We start from the raw sequence: 18,075 nt of genomic DNA on the forward strand, positions 1-18,075 counted from the left end.
CGCTGAAGCGGCGCCGGGTGGCTCAGCGGGTCCGGCACAAATGCGCGATGCGGGTCTGCCACCCGAGCAGCAGCGGCACCACGATCAGCTCGACGCACAGCCCGACGAGGTGGCCGGTCGAGGGCAGCCCGACCTCCGCCAACGACCACAGCCGGGCGAGGCCGCCCGCGAACACCATCAGCCCCAGCACGCGCATCCGCATGGTCTTGCGGTCGATCCGCGGGATGCAGCTGACGAACCCCAGCCCCATCACGAGGAACAGGCCGGAGAGATAGCGGAAATGGCTGTCGAGGTCGGTCGCGGGCGACGGCTGCAACCATGCCGCGCCGCGAACGATCCCGATCGTGCCCGCGACCAGCGGCAGCAGGCAGGTGAGCGCGACCGCGACCTGGAGCAGCGTGCGTTCGCGGCGCGGGGTCATTGCCGCTGGCGCTCGAGCAGCTCGGCGCGGACCCGAATCGCGTGCACCGACATGCGCACCTCGAACAGGAACCACACCAGCCCGCCGATCAGCAACAGCATCGACAGGACGAAGGCGATCGCCACCGCCTTGCCGAGCCGCAGGTCGAGCAGTTCGGCGGTGAACAGCATCGCCACCACCGTACAGTTGGCGACCGCCGACAGGACGACGAGAAACACCGCATGGTTGATGACGCGGATGCGCCGGTCGAGCAGGCGCAGCTCGAACACATGGCGTTCGTGCTCCGGCCCGGTCGAGCTGGGATGCAGCTTTTCTAGGTCGCGCGCCCGGTCGACGATTCGCGCCAGCCGCCCGACCATCACGTTCAGGATCGCCCCGATCCCGGCCAGCAGGAAGACCGGCGCGATCGCGGTCTGGATCGTCTTGGCGACGGTCGACAGGACGGGTTCAAATTCCACGGATGCGGCTATGCCGCCCCCGCCCGACGCGGGCAAGCACGCGACGCCGAAAAGACACGGGCGTTGCGTCCCGTCCATCCTATGGCAAGACTTGCACGTCACAGGAGCGCCATGGCCTTGCCCGCTTGTCCCCCCGTCGTCGCCCGCACCGTCGCCGGGCTGCCCGCCGCGATCGATGCGGCGGCCGACGCCGCGCCGCCCGAACGCCGCTTCCTGCGGCGGCACTGGTATGCGGCGGCGCTGGAAGCCTATGGCGGGGCGGCGCGCACCGTCGTCGTGGCGCGCGGCGACCGGACCGTCGCCGCGCTGCCGCTGGTCGCGCTGGGGCCGAAGGTGCTGGGCCTCGCGCAGGTGCCGGGGAGCTACTGGCCGTTCCGCAGCATGCCCCTGGCGCAGGAGGCCGCGGCGGGCGACGTCGATGCGCTGCTGGCGGCGGCGGGCCGGGCGGTGCGGGGGTTCCGGCTGGGGCCGGTCCATGACGACGATCCGGCAGTCGTGGCGCTGCTTGCCGCCGCCGCGCGCGCAGGGTGGCGTGCCATTCCGCGCCATGTCGCGGAGAGCTATGTGCTCGACATGGCGGCGTTGCGGGCGGGCGGGCCATGGCCGCGCGCGTCCACCGCCAAGAGCATCCGCTATCAGGAAAAGCAGCTCGCCGCCGAAGGCGCGCTCGACTGGACGTTCGTCACCGGTGCGGCATGGACGCCCGACATCTTCGAGGCGTTGGCCGACATCGAACGCGCAAGCTGGATCAGTGCGCGGACCGACGGGCGCGACGCCAAGTTCACCGCAACCGGGCACGGCGCCTTCTGGCGCGCGGCGGCGCGCGATCCGGCGATCGCCGCCACGATTCGCGCGGCGATCCTGCGCGTGGACGGCACGGCGGCCGCATTCTCGTTCGATCTGGATGCGGGCACGATGAAATATGTCGTCGCCAACAGCTATGACCCGCGCTTCGCCCGCCATTCGCCGGGCAAGCTGCTCTATTACCGCAATCTGGCGGAGGCGCTGGCGCGCGGCATCGACCGGGTGGACTGGGGCGCGGGCGACAGCGGCTACAAGCGCGTGACCGGGGCCGAGCCCGGCCCGGCGATCCGCGACTGGCTGTTCCTGCGCCCCGGCCTGCCCGCATGGGCGGGCCGCTGGATCGCTCCGCGCTGGCGGGCGAGCGGCCATGCGCCGGTCGCCGCCGCCGACTGAAGATCGCCTCTGAACAAGGACTTGCGGCGCTGCATCCTTTGGACGATTGAGCGTCGCCGACAATATGCGAACACCGTGGCCGAGGGGATCGGGCACGATTGCGGATGACGGTGCGCGCTGCACCCGACATCGGCGGTCGTTCGCCGCGCATTCCCGCCCAGCCCACGCCGATGGAGCGTCATGCCGCTCAGCCCGCCCGGACCCGTACGACTGCCGCTCGCCATGCTGGGCTATGGCGTTGCGATCCTGCTGCTGGCGGGCGCGACGCTGAGCTTCGCCTCGGTGATGGCGGGGGCGGTGCTGATCTGGCCGGTCAACGCCGTCGCGGTGGTGATGCTGATCCGCCAGCCGCCGCTACGCTGGCCGGTATGGCTGGCGGTGACGGCGGCGGCGTTGCTGGTCGCCAACGGGGCCGTCGCGGTCGCCCGGCCGCTGGCCGTCGGCTTCACCGCGATCAACCTGATCGAGATCGTCGTCGTCGCCTCGCTGCTGCGCTGGTTCGCGGTCGATCCGCTGAAACTGCACGGCTATCTGCGCATCCTGCTGGCCGCGGCGGCGGGTGCGGCGATCAGCACGCTGCTGGCGGCATTGCTGGCGCAGATGACCGACGGCACCCCGTCGATGACGACGGCGGCGCGCTGGTTCGCGGCCAGCGTGATGGGGATGGTGACGGTCGTGCCCACGCTGGGCGCGGCGCGGCGCGACCTGCCCGACCGGCGGCGCGGCCTGTCCGCCGGACTGGTCCTCCTGCCGCTGGTCGGCGGGGCGATCGCCGCGGCGGTGTTCGGGATCTCCGATTATCCGCTGCTGTTCGTGCTGATGCCATGGGGGGTGTTCGCCGCCTTTCGCTACGGCTTTCTCGGCGCGGCGCTCTCGACGCTGACGATCGCAGTGGTGGCGACCGTGCTGACGGTGCGCGGCGTCGGGCCGATCGCGCTCAACTTCCCCGACCTTGCCGATCGCATCCTGTTCCTCCAGCTGTTCCTGTCGGCGATCAGCCTGACCGCCTTTCCGGTGGCGACTTTGCTCTATCACCGGCAGCGCGCGCTGGCGCAGGCGCGCGCCGCCGAGCGCGAGCTGCGGCTGCTGACCGATCATTCGACCGACCTGATCCTGCGTATCGGGCGCGACGGGGTGCGGCGCTATGCCTCGCCCGCATCGCTGCCGCTGCTCGGCTACCCGCCCGAGGTGCTGGTCGGGCAGAACTCGTTCGAGCACATGCATCCCGACGACCGCGCCGGGATGCGCGAAGTGTGCGACCTGCTCGACCAGCACGGCAACAGCGTCGTGCGCCGCTATCGCCAGCGGCATCGCGACGGCCATTATGTCTGGCTCGAGGGCGCGTTCCGCCGCACCGACGAGGACGGCCATGCCGGGGAGATCGTCGCCACCATCCGCGACATCGGCCTGCGCCATGCCGCCGAACAGGCCGCGGTCGAAGCCATCGCCCAGCTGGAGGAACGCCAGCGCCTGTTGAGCCTCGCCGAGGCGGCGGCGCAGATCGGCCACTGGCGGATCGACCTCGCCGAGCGGCGGATGTTCTGGTCGCCCGAGGTCTATCGCATCCACGGCCTGTCGGCGGACAGCCCGCCGCCGCTCAGCGACGCGATCGACTTCTATCACCCCGACGATCGCGCCATGGTGCGTGCCGAGATCGATGCCGCCTTCGCGGAAGGGAGGGCCTTCGCGTTCGAGGCGCGGCTGGTGCGGCCCGACGGGACGGTGCGCTGGGTCACGTCGCGCGGACAGGCGGAGCGCGGCGCGGGCGATGCGATCGTCGGCGTCTTCGGCGTGTTCCAGGACACGACCGAGCAGGTGAGCGCCATGGCCGAACTCCGCGCCGCGCGTGAGGAGGCCGAGCGGGCGCTGGCCGCCCGCGCCACCTTCACCGCGACGATCAGCCACGAGATCCGCACGCCCCTGACCGCGATCCTCGCCGCCGCGCAGCTGCTGCGCGACACGCCCGAGCGGACCGAGCGGATGCGTCATCTCGATTCGCTCGAACAGGCGGGCCGGGCGCTCGCCAGCATCGTCGACGACGTGCTCACCTTCTCCAAGCTGGAGGCGGGGCAGGGCGAGCCCGAAGCGATCGATTTCGAGCCCGCCGCACTGATCGCGACGGTCGCGGGCATGTTCGCCGCCGACGCGGCGACCCACGGCATCGCGCTGGAGACGCAAGTCGGCGCGGGGCGCGTGACCGGCGATCCGGCACGGCTGCAACGGGTGCTGACCAATCTGGTCGGCAATGCGATCAAGTTCACCCGCGCGGGATCGGTGCGCGTCACCGCCGGGGCGAGCGGCGGCGGGCTGTGGTGCTTTGACGTGGCCGATACCGGCGTCGGCATCCGCGACGATCGGCTGGAGGCGATCTTCGAGCCGTTCGTCCAGGCCGATGCCTCCACCACGCGCAGCTATGGCGGGACCGGTCTCGGCCTCAGCATCAGCCGGATGCTGGTCGAATCGATGGGCGGGACGATCGGCGTCGACAGCCGTCCGGGCGAGGGGTCGCGCTTCTGGTTCACCCTGCCGCTCCCGACCGTCGAGGCGGTCGCACCGGTCGAGGCACCGGTCGCGCCGCCGCCGGGCCGGCCCCGGACCGTGCTGATCGCCGAGGACAACGACACCAACCGCTATCTGATCGCCGAGGTCGTGCGGCGGCTCGGCCATGTGGTGGTCGCGGTGGAGAACGGCGCGCGCGCGGTGGAATATGTCACCGACCCGGCGGGGCATCCGATCGATATCGTGCTGATGGACGTACAGATGCCGGTGATGGACGGCATCGCCGCCACCCGGGCGATCCGGGCATGGGGCGGGGCGGGGGCGCATGTGCCGATCTTTGCGCTGACCGCGGATCTTTCCGCCGAACGCCGCGCGGCGGTGCTGGCGGCGGGGATGAACGGCGTGCTGGCCAAGCCGGTCGATATCGCGGCGCTCGGCGCGGCGATCGACGGCGCGAGCGCGGAAGCGGTCGCCGCGTCCGGATCGGCGGAGGAACGGCGGGCGCTCGATCGCGACCGGATACGGATGCTGGGCGAGACGCTCGGCGCGACCGGGCGGGACACGCTGCTTGCGCTGCTGATCGAGGATGCGCAGCGGATACCCTCGCGCCTGCGCGCGCTGGCGGCGCAGGGTCGCGACGACCTCGCCCGCAGCGAGGCGCATGCCCTGCGCGGTGCGGCGGCGAGCGTCGGCGCGAACCGGCTCGCGGGTGCGCTCCACGCGATCGAGAAGGGCACGATCGACAGCAGGCAACTGGACGAGGTGGATCGCAGCGCCGAAGCGGTCGTCCGCGCCGCCCGTGCCGTGATGGGCTGAGGGGTTCGTGAGAGGCTGATTCAGCCAAGCTGGATCAGGCCGGTACCGCTCCTACGTCAGTGGATCAGATCCTAATCCTCGGCGTCGAAGGCCTGGAGCGCCAATACCGCCTGCGTCCGGTTGCTGACTCCCAGCTTGCGGAAGATGGCCGACAGGTGCGACTTCACCGTCGGTTCGGCGAGTTGCAGGTCATAGGCGATCTGCTTGTTCTGATGCCCGTTCGCGATCGCCCGCAGCACGCGGAGCTGCGCGATCGACAGCGTGCCCATGCGCTGCGCGACCTCGACCCGGCGGTCGTCGTGCGCGCCGATATCGACGCCCGCGGGCAGCCAGCGTGCGCCGTCCAGCAGGGTGCGGATCGCCGCCACCATCTGGTCGATCGGCGAGGATTTGGGCACGAAGCCCGCCGCACCCAGCGCGATCGACTGCGCGATCACCGCCGGGTCTTCCCGCCCGGAGACGATCGCGATCGGGGCTTCCGGCCGGACCGCGCGCAACAGGGCGAGGCCCGCGAAACCCTGCACGTCGGGCAGCATCAGGTCGAGCAGGATCAGATCGTGCCGCGCGCCGCGCGCGAACCCCTCCGCCTCCGCCAGCGTCGTCGCGCTGTCGATCGCGACCGCCGGGTCGACGACCCGCGCGGCCATGGCGAGCGCGGTCGCGCACATCGGGTGATCGTCGGCAACGAGGATATGCGACATCAAGGACCTCAGTTCCGCGCCTGGCCCCGATGCCACGCGACGGGGCCGACCAACCCCAGCCATATCACATCAAACGGTTATGACCATGGCGAAGTGTCGATGCGTACGGGCGTGGGAAGATCGACGACGGCGACCGGCATGTCGTTGAAATCATCCGAAACCACCCGGTCGATCGCGCGGGTGATGCCGCGGGTGAGGGCGCGCGGCACGGTGACGCGGAAGCCGCGCGCGACCAGCCCGGCGATCGCCTGCGCCACGCAATAGTCCGCGGCGACCCCGACGACGATCGCATGGTCGACGCCCGCGTCGCGCAATTCGGCGAACCATGTTTCGCGCGGGACGGTCCGGTCGGGCTCGTGCACCATCAGCCCGTCCTCCGCCCACATGTCGAACACGCCCTTCTCGATCGTCGCGCAGCGCACGCCGGGCGGCACGGCGGCACAGCCCAGCAGATTGCGCCAGCCGGGCGTGTCCCGCACGCAATGGATCGGGAAGAGCTTCGCCTCGGCGCTGTCGGGATAGGTATCGGCATCATGGGTGTCGAAGGTGAACAGCACCGCCGCCGTATCCGCCGCGGCGCGCGCGCCCAGCCACGCACGCAACGGGGCGACCACGGCATCGGCGCCGGGAACCGGCAGCGCGCCGTCCGCCAGCATGAAGTCCGCCTGGGTGTCCACGACAAGGATGAGGTCCGCCATCGCCATGCTCCGTTCCGCTTCCCGCTCGACATAGATGCATGACGGATATATGTAAAGCGGATCGAAGGACGTGACCGATGGACGACGCCGATTTCCTCGCGACCTATGATCCTGCGCGCTACGACCGGCCGTCGGTCGCGGTCGATATCGTCGTGCTGGGAATCGTGCAGGGGCGTCCCGCGGCGCTGCTGTCGCGGCGCGACCGGCCGCCGTTCGCGGGGCATTGGGCGTTGCCGGGCGGGTTCGTCGGGATCGCCGAGTCGCTGGACGACGCGGCGCGCCGGATACTGGCGGCGCGGACCGGCATCGCCGCCGCCGTCGAACAACTCCACTGCTTCGGCGCGGTCGATCGCGATCCCCGGATGCGGATCGTCAGCGTCGCCTATCGCGCGCTGCTGTCGCCCGCGATGCTGGCGGCGGTGCCGACCGATGCCGACCGTGCGTTCGTCGCGCTCGACGGAGCGGGGGGCGACGGCCTTCCGCCGCTCGCCTTCGATCATGCCGCGATCCTCGGCACCGCGCTGCGGCGGTTGCGGCGTGACATCGACGCGGAAGCGTTCGGGCTGCTCGGGGACGACTTCACCCTGCGCGAATTGCAGGCGGTGCACGAGGCGGTGCTGGGCCGGGCGCTGAACAAGCCCGCGTTCCGCCGCCGCATGCTCGACAGCGGGCGGATCGCGCCCACCGGCACCCATGAATCGGGAACCGCCTTCCGCCCCGCCGCGCGCTACCGCGCCACGACCAAGGAGTGACATGATGGTGATGACCGATATCGCGACCCGGGTATGGAACCACGGCTGGCGGCTCGATCCCGTCGTGCGCAGCCTGCTCGACACCGATTTCTACAAGCTGCTGATGGTGCAGATGATCCGCGCGGTGCGCCCGGACGTCCATGCCACCTTCGCCGTGCTCAACCGCTCCACCAGGGTCCGGCTGGCCGAGGTGATCGACGAGGGCGAGTTGCGCGCGCAACTCGACCATGCCCGCACCGTCGCCTTCTCGAAACAGGAGCTGATCTGGCTGGCGGGCAACAGCTTCTATGGCGTGGAGCGGATGTTCGCGCCGGATTTCATCGACTGGCTCGCCCGGTTCCGCCTGCCCGAATACGACCTGTCGGTCCGCGACGGCCAGTATGAACTGCGCTTCGCCGGGCCATGGGCGGAAACCTCGCTGTGGGAAATCCCGGCGCTCACCATCCTCAACGAACTGCGCGCGCGCTCGGCGCTGAAGAACCATGGCCGCTTCGCGCTGGACGTGACCTATGCGCGGGCCAAGGCGCGGCTGTGGGACAAGGTGGAGCGGCTGCGCGCGCTGCCCGACCTCGTCCTGTCCGACTTCGGCACGCGGCGGCGGCACGGCTTCCTGTGGCAGCGCTGGTGCGTCGAGGCGTTGCAGGAGGGGCTGGGCGAGCGGTTCATCGGCACGTCGAACGTGCTGCTGGCGATGCAGGCGGGGCTGGAGGCGATCGGGACCAACGCCCATGAACTGCCGATGGTCGAGGCGGCGCTGGCCGACGACGATGCGGGAATCGCCGCCGCCCCCTATCGTGTGCTGGAGGAATGGCGACGGCATTATGGCGGCAACCTGCTGATCGCGCTGCCCGATGCGTTCGGCACCACCGCCTTCCTGCGCGACGCCCCGTCGTGGCTGGCCGACTGGACCGGCTTCCGCCCGGACAGCATGCCCCCGATCGAGGGGGGCGAGCAGATCCTCGCGTGGTGGCAGGCGCAGGGCGTCGATCCGCGCACCAAGCTGCTGATCTTTTCGGACGGGATGGACGTCGACAGCATCACCCGCACCTATCGCCATTTCCATGGCCGGGTGCGGATGAGCTTCGGCTGGGGCACCAACCTGACCAACGACTTCCGCGGCTGCGATCCGCTGGGCGGCGATGCGCTGACGCCGATCTCGCTGGTGTGCAAGGTGGTCGAGGCGAACGGTCGAGGCGCGGTGAAGCTGTCGGACAATCCGGCCAAGGCGACCGGCGCGCCGGAGGATATTGCCCGCTACCTGCGCATCTTCGGCGGGGGCGGGCGTGTCGCACAGCCGGTGGCGGTATGAAGCCGCGTCGTCAGCCGCGATAGGTGAAGACCGATACCCCCGTCACCGCCGCGACCGTGCGCCAGCCCGGCGCCTCGAACACCTGCCCATATTCGGGATTGGCATAGACGACGTGCAGCCCCTCTCCCCCGGCGTTGCGCACCGATTCGAGCATGTGGCGCACCTCGACCATGATCTGCGCGCCGAACGGGTTGTAGAAATAGGCGAGGAGGCGCGGCCCCTGCGGGCGGAATGCGGTCGCGTCGCCCTCGACCACCGCCACCTCGGCGTCGTCGGCGTTCTGGGCACGGAAGCGGTCGAGGTTGTCGCGGGCGACGGCGCACAGCGCGGCGGACAGTTCGACGCCCGTCACCCGCCCGAAGCCCAGTTGCAGTGCGATCATCATCGCCCGCCCCTTGCCCGCGCCGTAATCGACGAAGTGCCAGTCGGCGGGGTCGATGCCCAGCCGCTCGATCGCCGGGCGCAGCATCTCCTCGGTGCTGGCGCTGTAGCGATGGCATTGTTCGAGCTGCGCGCCGGTGAAGCCGAGGCCACGCACGCTCACCTCGGTCGCGGTGTCGGTGCCCCAGCGCCGGTCGAACGCCCGCTCCGCCCGCCGCTGTCGCCGTGCCCCCGGGGTCAGCGCAACCAGCCCCGCACCGAGGTTCACCACCGTCAGCCGGGCGATCTCGCCCAGGCTGCGATCGCGCAGCTTCGTGCGCAACGTCTCGTATATCGCCATTCCGCAGCACCCCGCCCGAATAGGCCATTCTAGGACGGATTATTTCGGCACGGTCAACTTTGAATCAGGCGGCGGCAGGTTCCGGTTCGACCCGCAGGTAGCGGAAAACCAGATTTTAGGTATCGTTCGGGCTGTGAGGCGCGGAAATGCTGGGGTTTCGGCGGGGCGGGGAGGGCGACTGTTGAGGCTGGCAATCACCGGGTAAGCACGGCGTGCTGTTTCGCCGATCAAGGCCGATCAAGGCCGCGCCGGAACCTGGACCTCTCGAACCACCTGTATAGCCGCGTTCGCCTTTGATCGCAGATGAAAGCGGATCGTCATCGGCTTGTCGTGCCGCTCCGTCATGATCGGCGAGTCGGGGCGCAACAGCTTCGCCGCTAACGGGGCGGCGGTGTCGGGCTTGTGAACTTCGCCGCCGTGCCCGTCCAAGGTCGTTCTTACCTGATAGAAGCGCCCACCCGACACCTTGACGACGGACCAGTCAGCGGCTTCGGGGCCGAGCAACGACCAGTGTACGGCGTGCTTGACTTCGCGGTTGCCCCGCCTCGCCTCGACATAGGGATATGCCGCTAAATGCTTCATCCGAGCGTAGCGGAACGCCAGCGCCGAGACGCCAAGGCTTATGGTCGATATTACGACTGCGGCAAGGGGCAGGTAGTGGAGCGGTCCCATGCCGCATTTGATGCGACCGAACGACCGTTGCCGCAAGCCGAAGCCCGCGCGACGATCACCGCCCATTGACCGCGCCGCCGCCACGCCGCATCCCGTTCCGCACAAGAAAGGGACTCGGCATGACAAGCGGCATGATCGCTATCGGGATCGCTAGCGCCATCGTTAGCGTCTGGATGGCATTGAAGCACCCCGACCTATTCGACCCCGATAAGCGGAAACGAAAGTGACGAACCGAACATGCCCGCCAAGCCCCCGGTCCGGCGCTTGTAGCGGTCGTACACCTCGCGCGCCTGCATCAGCCCATCAAGTTCGTTGAGCGCCTGCGTGGGGTTCGGCTCCAGCAGGCGTGGTGCCAGCGCCGTAGCCTTCTTCTGACCCATGCCGAACTGAAACCGGTCGGCAAGCCCGCGCCGGGCAACTCCCGCCATCGCGCCAATCGGCGGCACGCCGGTTGCCACGCTCAACCCGGTTTCGGCCAGCGCCTGAACCCCGAACGACGGGTCTAGCAGCCGATCGGCCTGCGCCCGGCCTGCGGTCGGTGAACCGCCGAGCGCCTCATAGTTGGTAAGACCCATCTGACGCTCCAACTCGCTCTGCCGCAGGAAATTGGGCGTTCCCTCCGGGTACAGAGCGCGCAGCTTGGCCTGTTGATCGATCCCGCCAGCAACCGCCTTGTATGGGTCGCCGGTGAACTTCTGGCCTTCGATTCGCTCGACAAGGCCGGTGCGGTAACCCTGCCCGAACCGTGCCTGTTCGGCTGGCCCAAGCCGTCCGGTCATCGTGTTCAGGTCGTCAACGCCTACGCGTGGGCTGGTCGCGTCATAGCCCTGCGTCAGCGCGTCCGCCTGCCGCGCATACCCCTGATAGGTTGAACGGGCATCGCGGTAGAACGGGTTGTAGCGGTCCATTTCCGCCAGCAACTGGCTGCGCACACCATTCTGTGCGCGGCCCGCTTCGTTCAGGTTCAGGCGACCCGTCGTCTTGTCGCGCTCGGCCTCGATAATGTCGTCCATGCCGCGCTTGGCATAGTCGAGCGTCTGCGTGCTGTAGCCGCGCTGGGTTGCGGCGGTCCCAGCGGCCGGGGCCGATGCGAGCGCCTGGTCGGCGATCTGCCGCGCCTCGCGCGCCGCCATCAGCGCACGGCGCGTCGCATCGGTATTCGCGCCACTGGTCCGCAGCGCCACCCTGTGCGCTTCCTGTGCTGCGTCGAACGCGGTCCGCGCTTCGGCCTGCCGCTGGTACAGATCGATACGGACCGGGTTCAGGACAGGGTTTCCCTGTGCGTCCAGCGCGAAGCCTGCGCCGGTCGGATCGCGGCGCTCGTTCGCGGCAATCGCCCGCGCACGTCCGATGGCGTCGCGCCCGAACGGGGTGTTCAATACCGCGTCCAGCTCGGGCGTGGAGACGATCGGCGCGGTATAGGCTTGGTCGTACAGCGGGGCGGATGCAGCCCGGCCTGCGTTGATGATGCCCTCGCGTTCGTCGCGCATGTTCACCGAAGGGCCAAAGTCGCGGTTGATGCCCTGAATGGCCCGCGCGCCTTGGCTGTGCGCCCGAGGCGTCAGCGCCTGTTCCGCGAAGGCCCGAGCGTCGGGCGAGCGACGGACGGCGCTTCCGGCCAGCGTCCGCAACTGCGGCGAAGCGTCGGCTAGCGACATGGGAAGCCCCAGCCGGATCGCATCGTCAAGGTTCGTGCGGATCGCCTCGACGTTCGGGTCTGCGCTGCGGCCAATGGCGTTGTCGATCGGGGACGGACGAACAGGCGGCGGCGCGATGGGCCGATCCAGCGCCGCTGAAAACCCGCGCCGGATTTGCTGTGCCACGTCGGTTGCGGCCAAGCCCCGGAAGGCCGGAGCAAGCACGCGCTGCCCGAACTGGTTGCCTGCCAGCGCCGTGGCACCGCCGATCGCGGCCCCTGTCAACCGGTCCTTGTCGTTCGATGCCGCCCCGTAGATCGCGCCATAGCCGGTGTCCGCTGCCGCAGCCCCCAACAGGGGGCGGGAGGGGAGCGCCGCCGCGCCTACGCGGTACGCGCCTGCCACCGGAGCTATGCCGCCCGCTACCTGTCCTGTCAGCCGAAGGCCCGGATTGACCCGTTCGTCCGCCGCGCTGATACCGCGCTCGCGCAACAGGTTGTCGGCGAACGAGCCGCCGCCAGTCAGGGTGTTCATCGCCGCCGCGAAGGGATCGGCCAGCCCAACGCTCAGCGTGTCGGCAGCGCCGCGAACCAAAGCGTCCACACCGCCGCCAAACGTGTCGCGCTGGCGATCCAGCACCGTCTGCGCACCGGGCGTAAGTTCGCCCGCCTTCACGTCCACGGCAAGCGGCGGGTAGCTGCCGAACTGCGCACGGTAGGCTTCGCGGTACGGCTCGCTGTTCGCGATCGTGTCCGACACCGGCACCTCCTTGCCGTTGTAGGCCAGCCCGCCGCCTTCAATGAACGTGTACTTGCCGCCGCTCAGGCCAGCCGCGAAGTCGATGACGTTGGCCGGGGAGAAGGAATGACCCTGCGGACCGATGGGGGGCGTAGCACCGCCACCGGTGTTCGTCATGCCAATGGGCGCAGGCCCCGGCGATCCGTCCAGATTGCGGAACTGCCGTTTGGTGAAGTCGGCTTCGGCCTGCTGGTAGGGAATGGCGGGATGACGGCCAATCACGTCCTGCGACGCGAACCCGTTACGCTCGGCAAGGCCCGCATAGTCCTGCCGCGTCTGGTTGTAGGCGCGTGAGAACTCGACACCCCGGCGGCGCATGGCTTCGGCGAGGTTGCGGCGTACCTCCGGGGGCAGCTTCTCGCCCGACTTGATTTTCTGGATTGCGGCTTCAAGGTTCTGCGCGAAGCTGCCGGTATTGGATGCCAGCGCCAGCTCACCCTCCCGAACCACGGAACCGGGGTCCATCACTTTGCCGAAGGTGTAGATCAAATCCAGATCGTTCGCGCCGGTCGCATTCGGGTTGTTCGCGATCCGCAGCGCCCCGGCGATCATCGGCAACACCGTCTTGAAGTTCTGGACCTCCTTGCGGTCGTCAAACTCCTTGCGCAGGCTAGTGATGTTGTCGAACCGGGTGTTCCCGAGCTTCCGCCGTTCGATCTCGTTCGTTCGCTCAATCTGGTCGATGGCGCGATCCTCACGGCGGGCGGCGCGCTCATCACCGGCAGCGGCGCGGGCGTCCTGCCGATCGGCGCGGTTCTCGCGGCGCACGTCGAACGGGTCGCGCTGGCTAGTGATCGTCGCGGGGGCCGACACCCCACGAACCCGAGCTGCCCGGTCGACGCGGCCGGAACGGTGGGAGGAAATGTTCACCACTTACCCGATCGGCAGGGCGAAGATCGTAGCTACCTTTGCCGGCGGGGGTGCGATTGTCGAGACGAGGAACTTGCAATTTGTCGAAGGCCGTAGCCCAAGTGTTGCGACGGCTAACGGTGAACGTATCCCAACGCTCGCATACACTGCGGCATTCGATGAGCCAGCAGGTCAAGGCTCAGACTCCGCCACGCTTGAAAATGCGCGCATCGTCATCATTGGGGCGGTCGGCGGCCGCTACACCGAGATACGAGGGAACGGCTGGATAGGCTACACGGGTGAAGGCCACATTACAGGGTTTTTTGAAGCCCCGCCTTCAATCCTTATTGACGCGGACGACATAGTGTCCGGAGTCGAACCCGACGCTGGGGACGAGCCTGATCTAGATACCTCGCATTGGCAGGCGAACGATGAACTTCCACCCGAGTTCAAGCGGGCTACGCTGAAAGGGTAAGACAATCCCAGCGGGTGCTCTACCGTCCACCCTCAAAGATCGCGTCCCACGGGTTGGGCTTGTTGACGACCGGCACGTCCGCCTTGTCGGTGGAAACGATGATCCGCCCGTCTGGTTCGATGATGACGCTGTGAACCTGCACCCCAGCCGCGTGCATGGCCTTAATGGCCTTCGTTATGTCGCTCTGGCGGAATGGGCGTTGGGGCATGACGCCTTATACCCTTCGCAGCGCGCATGAACAAACCGCTGTCCTACAAAGGTTGTTCTATGTTTGTTCTGTCTTGCCGATTCGCGGCAGGAGAATGGGAATGGCTACGATCACCACCACTACCGTCACCACCCTTGCGGAACTGAAAGCTGCGGCGACTAGTAAGGTGAGCATCGTCTACGTCGGGGTTCTGTGGACGTGGACGGCAGGTGACTACACCGGAAAGGCCGACGATGTCAACGTTGTGAAGTCCGATGCCCAGTCGTTGACAGCAGGCGCATGGGTTCGACAAACCAGTCATTCCATCAGCTATCAAGAACCGGTGGCGGAAACCAAACCTCGTACTCTGTTTGCAAAGCAGCTTGATCGCAACTTGTCACCATTTGAATTTATGAGTCACGCGCAGCAGAACGACGTGCGAAGCCGCGCTGCTACGGTGGACGTGACCGCCGCGCTTCAGGAATGCTTCAACCAGGCAACCAACGGTGGCCGTACAGTAGAGTTGCCAGACGGCCATTATCTTACTGGGAATTTGTCTTTTGGATCGCAATCTACTTCGGGTGGACAGTCGTCATCGCCGGCAGGGTTAATTGGATCAACTCGTAGCGGATCGACGCTTATCGCGAAACCCGGCACGACGGGCACGTTATTAAAGTCCTGGTCGCTAGCAGGTATCACATTCCGTGACTTCAATATTATAACTGAAAATACCCCCGTACAGGCATGGGATTGCGAATGGAAGATATCCACTGGACCATCTACACAGAACATTATCGAAAACATCATCATCTCTGGCGGAACTGCACCTCTGCACGTTAATTTCATCAACTTGAATGATACATACCCTACAAACGTGACTGTTAGGACCAAAGATATATCAGCTTCCTCGTGTGGAATCGATGCAACGCAAAGCGGCGGATTAAATATTCTCCGCAATTGCATCCTGTCTGATTGCTATCTGCGTTTCGGTGCCCAGAACGGCGTCATAGATAGTTGCTGGACGACTGGGATAGAATTTGCGCAAGGATGTTTGAATTATATCGAGATTCTAGCGGGATACATATATGCAAATCCGACACGCGGCGCAGCGCTATGGTCGCAGAGCTATGATCCTCAGCAGTCTGTCCGCGCATTGAAGATCGATGCCAGTCAATTCATTTCAGTCGATGCAAACGTACCAGCGTATTTTGACATTAATGCATATAGCACTATCTCGATCAACGAGACGCAATTCCTTGGACTAGTAGGAAGGCAAACCAATTTGTTGGGTGCAAATAGTAGACGCGACAGCTTCGCAAACGTCCTAGTTTCTATCCACGGTGGATCGCATGAAGGAGCACTGTTGCTTAACGATAAGCTCGGGTTCTCCTATACCGATGCGATCGGCTTCCTGAACGATAACACTGGGCAACGGGTGTCCAAGTCACACACATATGCGGTCATACCAACTGTGTCAGGCATTCCGATATTTTCCATTGCTGGCGAAGCACATAGGCAAGGCAATCAGGTTAAAGTTGATATCAGGATGAGTTGGAATGGCCAAACAGCAAGCGGTCCCTTGATTGTCAGCCTTCCGAATGTCAACCTTGGCCCGGATGCAGCCGTCACAATTGGCTACAACGGAAACTCGTTCTCCGGTATCGTTCCCACTGCTGTTCTCGGAGCAGGCGCACCGACTATTGCATTCTACAATATTGCCAATGGTGCTCCCCTCAATGCGGGCCAGAATGGTGATTTGATTCTTTCAGTAACTTATCGCATCGCCGCCTAACTGCAGGGTAGTGTACCCAAGGGCGGCGTCACAGGTTGGCGTCGCCCTTTCCGTTGGCCGCGATCGGGGCCGCACCCGTTTTTCACCGTTATTTTAACGGGCGACCTCTCCCCAAATTTGGGGACACCCCCCGGGCGCTGTACGATCGCCCGGTCGCACATCCTCAATTTGAGGGCATGCGCTTTTCCCCAGAACCGGGGAAAATGAAACGCCTCCGTTGGAGGGTATTGCATGAACACCGTTGGTGGGACTGCCCCCATTGGGGGACGTGCCACGGTGGCGCAAACCTCGCACGGTCTATGTTCGACATAGGGCGTCCGGCAGGCCGCGTGCCGAACGGCAGGCTTCAGCCCGAGCCGCAGGCCGCGCAGCCCGCACAGGGGGGGGTATCATTACTGTTGAGGGGGTATCCCACCGTATGAAACACCAAAATTGGTGAGCCAAACGAGCAAGGGGTATCGGCAGTAGCTACACTCCTACCAAGCGGACGAATTTCGTCGGGCTGGCTACAAGCGTCCGAATAACGGACGGCTGGCGGTCCCGCCCGGCGAAGGGGGTATGTATTAATGATACCCCTGTTGATCCGACGAATTTCGTCGGAACGGTTCGCCCGGTCCCAGCCGCAGTTTTCTGCCGATCTTTCCGTCAGAAGTGAGGGAAAGGCAGGGGGTGGATTCGCTGCCCCGCCGACAGAGGGCGCGGTTATATTCTGAGTTATGAAACGAGGCGGGAGATTAGTTCGCTCGCCGGGGAAGCGACGACGAAATTCGTCGTCACTCCCCTGTTAACCTATGTCGCCAGCGCGGACACAGGTTCCGGTCGCTCCCCATGTCACACGATGCGACACGGGTCGTATGTCGCACGATCGGACGAACGTCGCCCTGCTACGTCGCACGTCGGGACAAAGCATAGGCGATGGGGCATTGCCATGACGGCAACACCTTTCGGCCTGGGGGTGGGGGTCATGCCCATGCCTCACGCGCGCGCACCGCTGCGCGTGCTACCCCTTACCTATCGCGCGCGCCTGCGCGTACTGGTCCCGGAACCCCGCGCCGCCTGTTACCGCCTGTAAAAACAGGTCCGGCATGTCATGTTTTGTACGGTTCCGGTGTTGGGTTTTGCGGGGTCCACATGTCAACAAATGTCAACATCGCGGGTCGCTGTGATCGCGTCGGCAATCCCAACATTTCCCAACAGGCGGGCAGCGCGATCGGCGCGCGCAATGTCAAGTTTTCTCATGCCCGCCGCCTCTAGATCGCCTGCACTTTGCAGGGGGCAGCGTCCGCAAACCGCCCGTATTTTACGGGTCGAGGCTCCCGCCAGATCGGGCGACAAACCCTATACCTATCGCGCGCGCATTAGCGTTCGGTTATTCGACGCCCTCAGATTTGAGGACACCCCCACGCTGTTACCGCGCTGTTAAAACAGCGACCCGCGTCGGGACGGCGCTCTGTTTCCGCTCTGTTTTATCAGAGGCGGCCCGCGCGTTTTATAGTGTGCGGAAATTCGGGGCCGAGCGACCTTCGCGACCTATCGTCACCTAATGTCGCTATTGTCAGAGGCTCCCTCTCTCGCCCTCCCCGTCCCAATGCAGGTATATAGTAAGCGTGGCGTGAGGACCGCAGTTTATGCGGCTTGGGCTGTTGGCTGATCTGTCTGGGGCACCCAGTTCCACGGCATCAGCTCGTCCCAGCGGGTGGCGGGCCAGTCGCCGGCGACCCTGGCGATGACATCGGCGATATAGGCCTGCGGGTCGACGCCGTTGGCCTTGCAGGTCTGGATGACGGTGTAGATGGCGGCGGCTCGCTCGCCGCCTGCGCGCGAACCCGCGAACAGCCAGTTGCGCCTTCCCACGGCGACGCCGCGCAGGGCCCGCTCCGCGATGTTGTTGTCGATCTCCAGACGCCCGTCACCCAGGAAGCGGCACAGCGCTGGCCAGCGTTTGGTGCCATAGGCGATGGCTTTGGCCAGTAAGCGTGGCGTGAGGACCGCAGTTTATGCGGCTTGGGCTGTTGGCTGATCTGTCTGGGGCACCCAGTTCCACGGCATCAGCTCGTCCCAGCGGGTGGCGGGCCAGTCGCCGGCGACCCTGG

Annotated in this window: 14 protein-coding genes and 1 pseudogene; 6 read left to right on the forward strand and 9 right to left on the reverse strand. The window is 66.4% G+C overall.

The window, feature by feature from the left end; translation table 11 throughout:
• Positions 1-22: 22 nt before the first annotated feature.
• On the reverse strand, positions 23-421 hold the full coding sequence (locus tag ABLE43_RS16145) for a DUF4345 domain-containing protein (protein ID WP_348979407.1): 399 nt from the start codon (positions 419-421) through the stop codon (positions 23-25).
• Positions 418-879: a DUF2721 domain-containing protein gene (locus tag ABLE43_RS16150; protein ID WP_348979408.1), complete on the reverse strand. Its 462-nt coding sequence runs from the start codon at positions 877-879 to the stop codon at positions 418-420. The genes ABLE43_RS16145 and ABLE43_RS16150 overlap by 4 nt, the downstream gene beginning before the upstream one ends.
• 111 nt (positions 880-990) lie before the next feature.
• Between ABLE43_RS16150 and ABLE43_RS16155 the strand changes: the two genes are divergently transcribed.
• The gene (locus tag ABLE43_RS16155; RefSeq protein WP_348979409.1) at positions 991-2,076 is read left to right on the forward strand and encodes a GNAT family N-acetyltransferase; all 1,086 of its coding nucleotides are present in this window, start codon (positions 991-993) and stop codon (positions 2,074-2,076) included.
• A 180-nt stretch (positions 2,077-2,256) separates the two neighbouring features.
• Positions 2,257-5,391 carry an ATP-binding protein gene (locus ABLE43_RS16160; RefSeq protein ID WP_348979410.1) on the forward strand — a complete coding sequence of 1,045 codons (3,135 nt, stop codon included), beginning with the start codon at positions 2,257-2,259 and terminating at the stop codon, positions 5,389-5,391.
• 71 nt (positions 5,392-5,462) lie between these two features.
• On the opposite strand, the gene ABLE43_RS16165 is transcribed toward ABLE43_RS16160, so the two are convergent.
• The gene (locus ABLE43_RS16165) at positions 5,463-6,092 is read right to left on the reverse strand and encodes a response regulator transcription factor (RefSeq protein WP_348979411.1); all 630 of its coding nucleotides are present in this window, start codon (positions 6,090-6,092) and stop codon (positions 5,463-5,465) included.
• A 77-nt stretch (positions 6,093-6,169) separates the two neighbouring features.
• Positions 6,170-6,790, reverse strand: coding sequence for a cysteine hydrolase family protein (locus tag ABLE43_RS16170; protein WP_348979412.1), 621 nt, complete (start codon positions 6,788-6,790; stop codon positions 6,170-6,172).
• Positions 6,791-6,867: 77 nt separating this feature from the next.
• Here ABLE43_RS16170 and ABLE43_RS16175 point away from each other — a divergent pair, with 77 nt between their 5' ends.
• Both ABLE43_RS16175 and pncB read left to right on the forward strand, forming a co-directional pair.
• A complete protein-coding gene (locus ABLE43_RS16175) occupies positions 6,868-7,542 on the forward strand; it encodes an NUDIX hydrolase (protein WP_348979413.1) in 675 nt (224 codons plus the stop codon).
• Positions 7,543-7,546: 4 nt separating this feature from the next.
• Positions 7,547-8,851 carry a nicotinate phosphoribosyltransferase gene (pncB, locus tag ABLE43_RS16180; protein ID WP_348979423.1) on the forward strand — a complete coding sequence of 435 codons (1,305 nt, stop codon included), beginning with the start codon at positions 7,547-7,549 and terminating at the stop codon, positions 8,849-8,851.
• Positions 8,852-8,861: 10 nt separating this feature from the next.
• Here the strand turns inward: pncB and ABLE43_RS16185 are convergent, their stop codons facing one another.
• The 3 genes from ABLE43_RS16185 to ABLE43_RS16195 form a co-directional block, all read right to left on the reverse strand.
• Positions 8,862-9,572 (reverse strand): SAM-dependent methyltransferase, encoded by a 711-nt coding sequence (locus ABLE43_RS16185; RefSeq protein WP_348979414.1) that lies wholly within the window; start codon positions 9,570-9,572, stop codon positions 8,862-8,864.
• A gap of 237 nt (positions 9,573-9,809) precedes the next feature.
• Positions 9,810-10,328 (reverse strand): hypothetical protein, encoded by a 519-nt coding sequence (locus ABLE43_RS16190; RefSeq protein ID WP_348979415.1) that lies wholly within the window; start codon positions 10,326-10,328, stop codon positions 9,810-9,812.
• Between the two features lie 110 nt (positions 10,329-10,438).
• Positions 10,439-13,549: a hypothetical protein gene (locus tag ABLE43_RS16195; RefSeq protein ID WP_348979416.1), complete on the reverse strand. Its 3,111-nt coding sequence runs from the start codon at positions 13,547-13,549 to the stop codon at positions 10,439-10,441.
• Here ABLE43_RS16195 and ABLE43_RS16200 point away from each other — a divergent pair.
• Positions 13,542-14,003, forward strand: a complete 462-nt coding sequence (locus ABLE43_RS16200; RefSeq protein WP_348979417.1) for a hypothetical protein — start codon at positions 13,542-13,544, stop codon at positions 14,001-14,003. The genes ABLE43_RS16195 and ABLE43_RS16200 overlap by 8 nt on opposite strands.
• A 19-nt stretch (positions 14,004-14,022) precedes the next feature.
• On the opposite strand, the gene ABLE43_RS16205 is transcribed toward ABLE43_RS16200, so the two are convergent.
• Positions 14,023-14,160, reverse strand: coding sequence for a hypothetical protein (locus ABLE43_RS16205; RefSeq protein ID WP_348979418.1), 138 nt, complete (start codon positions 14,158-14,160; stop codon positions 14,023-14,025).
• A gap of 151 nt (positions 14,161-14,311) precedes the next feature.
• Between ABLE43_RS16205 and ABLE43_RS16210 the strand changes: the two genes are divergently transcribed.
• Entirely contained in the window at positions 14,312-15,982 is a 1,671-nt protein-coding gene (locus tag ABLE43_RS16210; RefSeq protein WP_348979419.1) for a hypothetical protein, read from the forward strand.
• Positions 15,983-17,608: 1,626 nt separating this feature from the next.
• Here the strand turns inward: ABLE43_RS16210 and ABLE43_RS16215 are convergent.
• Positions 17,609-17,968 (reverse strand): annotated as a pseudogene (locus tag ABLE43_RS16215) (IS66 family transposase); the annotation flags it as partial.
• Positions 17,969-18,075 lie beyond the last annotated feature (107 nt).

Origin of the sequence: Sphingomonas silueang (genome assembly GCF_040049155.1) — a bacterium.
In the GTDB taxonomy this organism is placed as follows: domain Bacteria; phylum Pseudomonadota; class Alphaproteobacteria; order Sphingomonadales; family Sphingomonadaceae; genus Sphingomonas; species Sphingomonas silueang.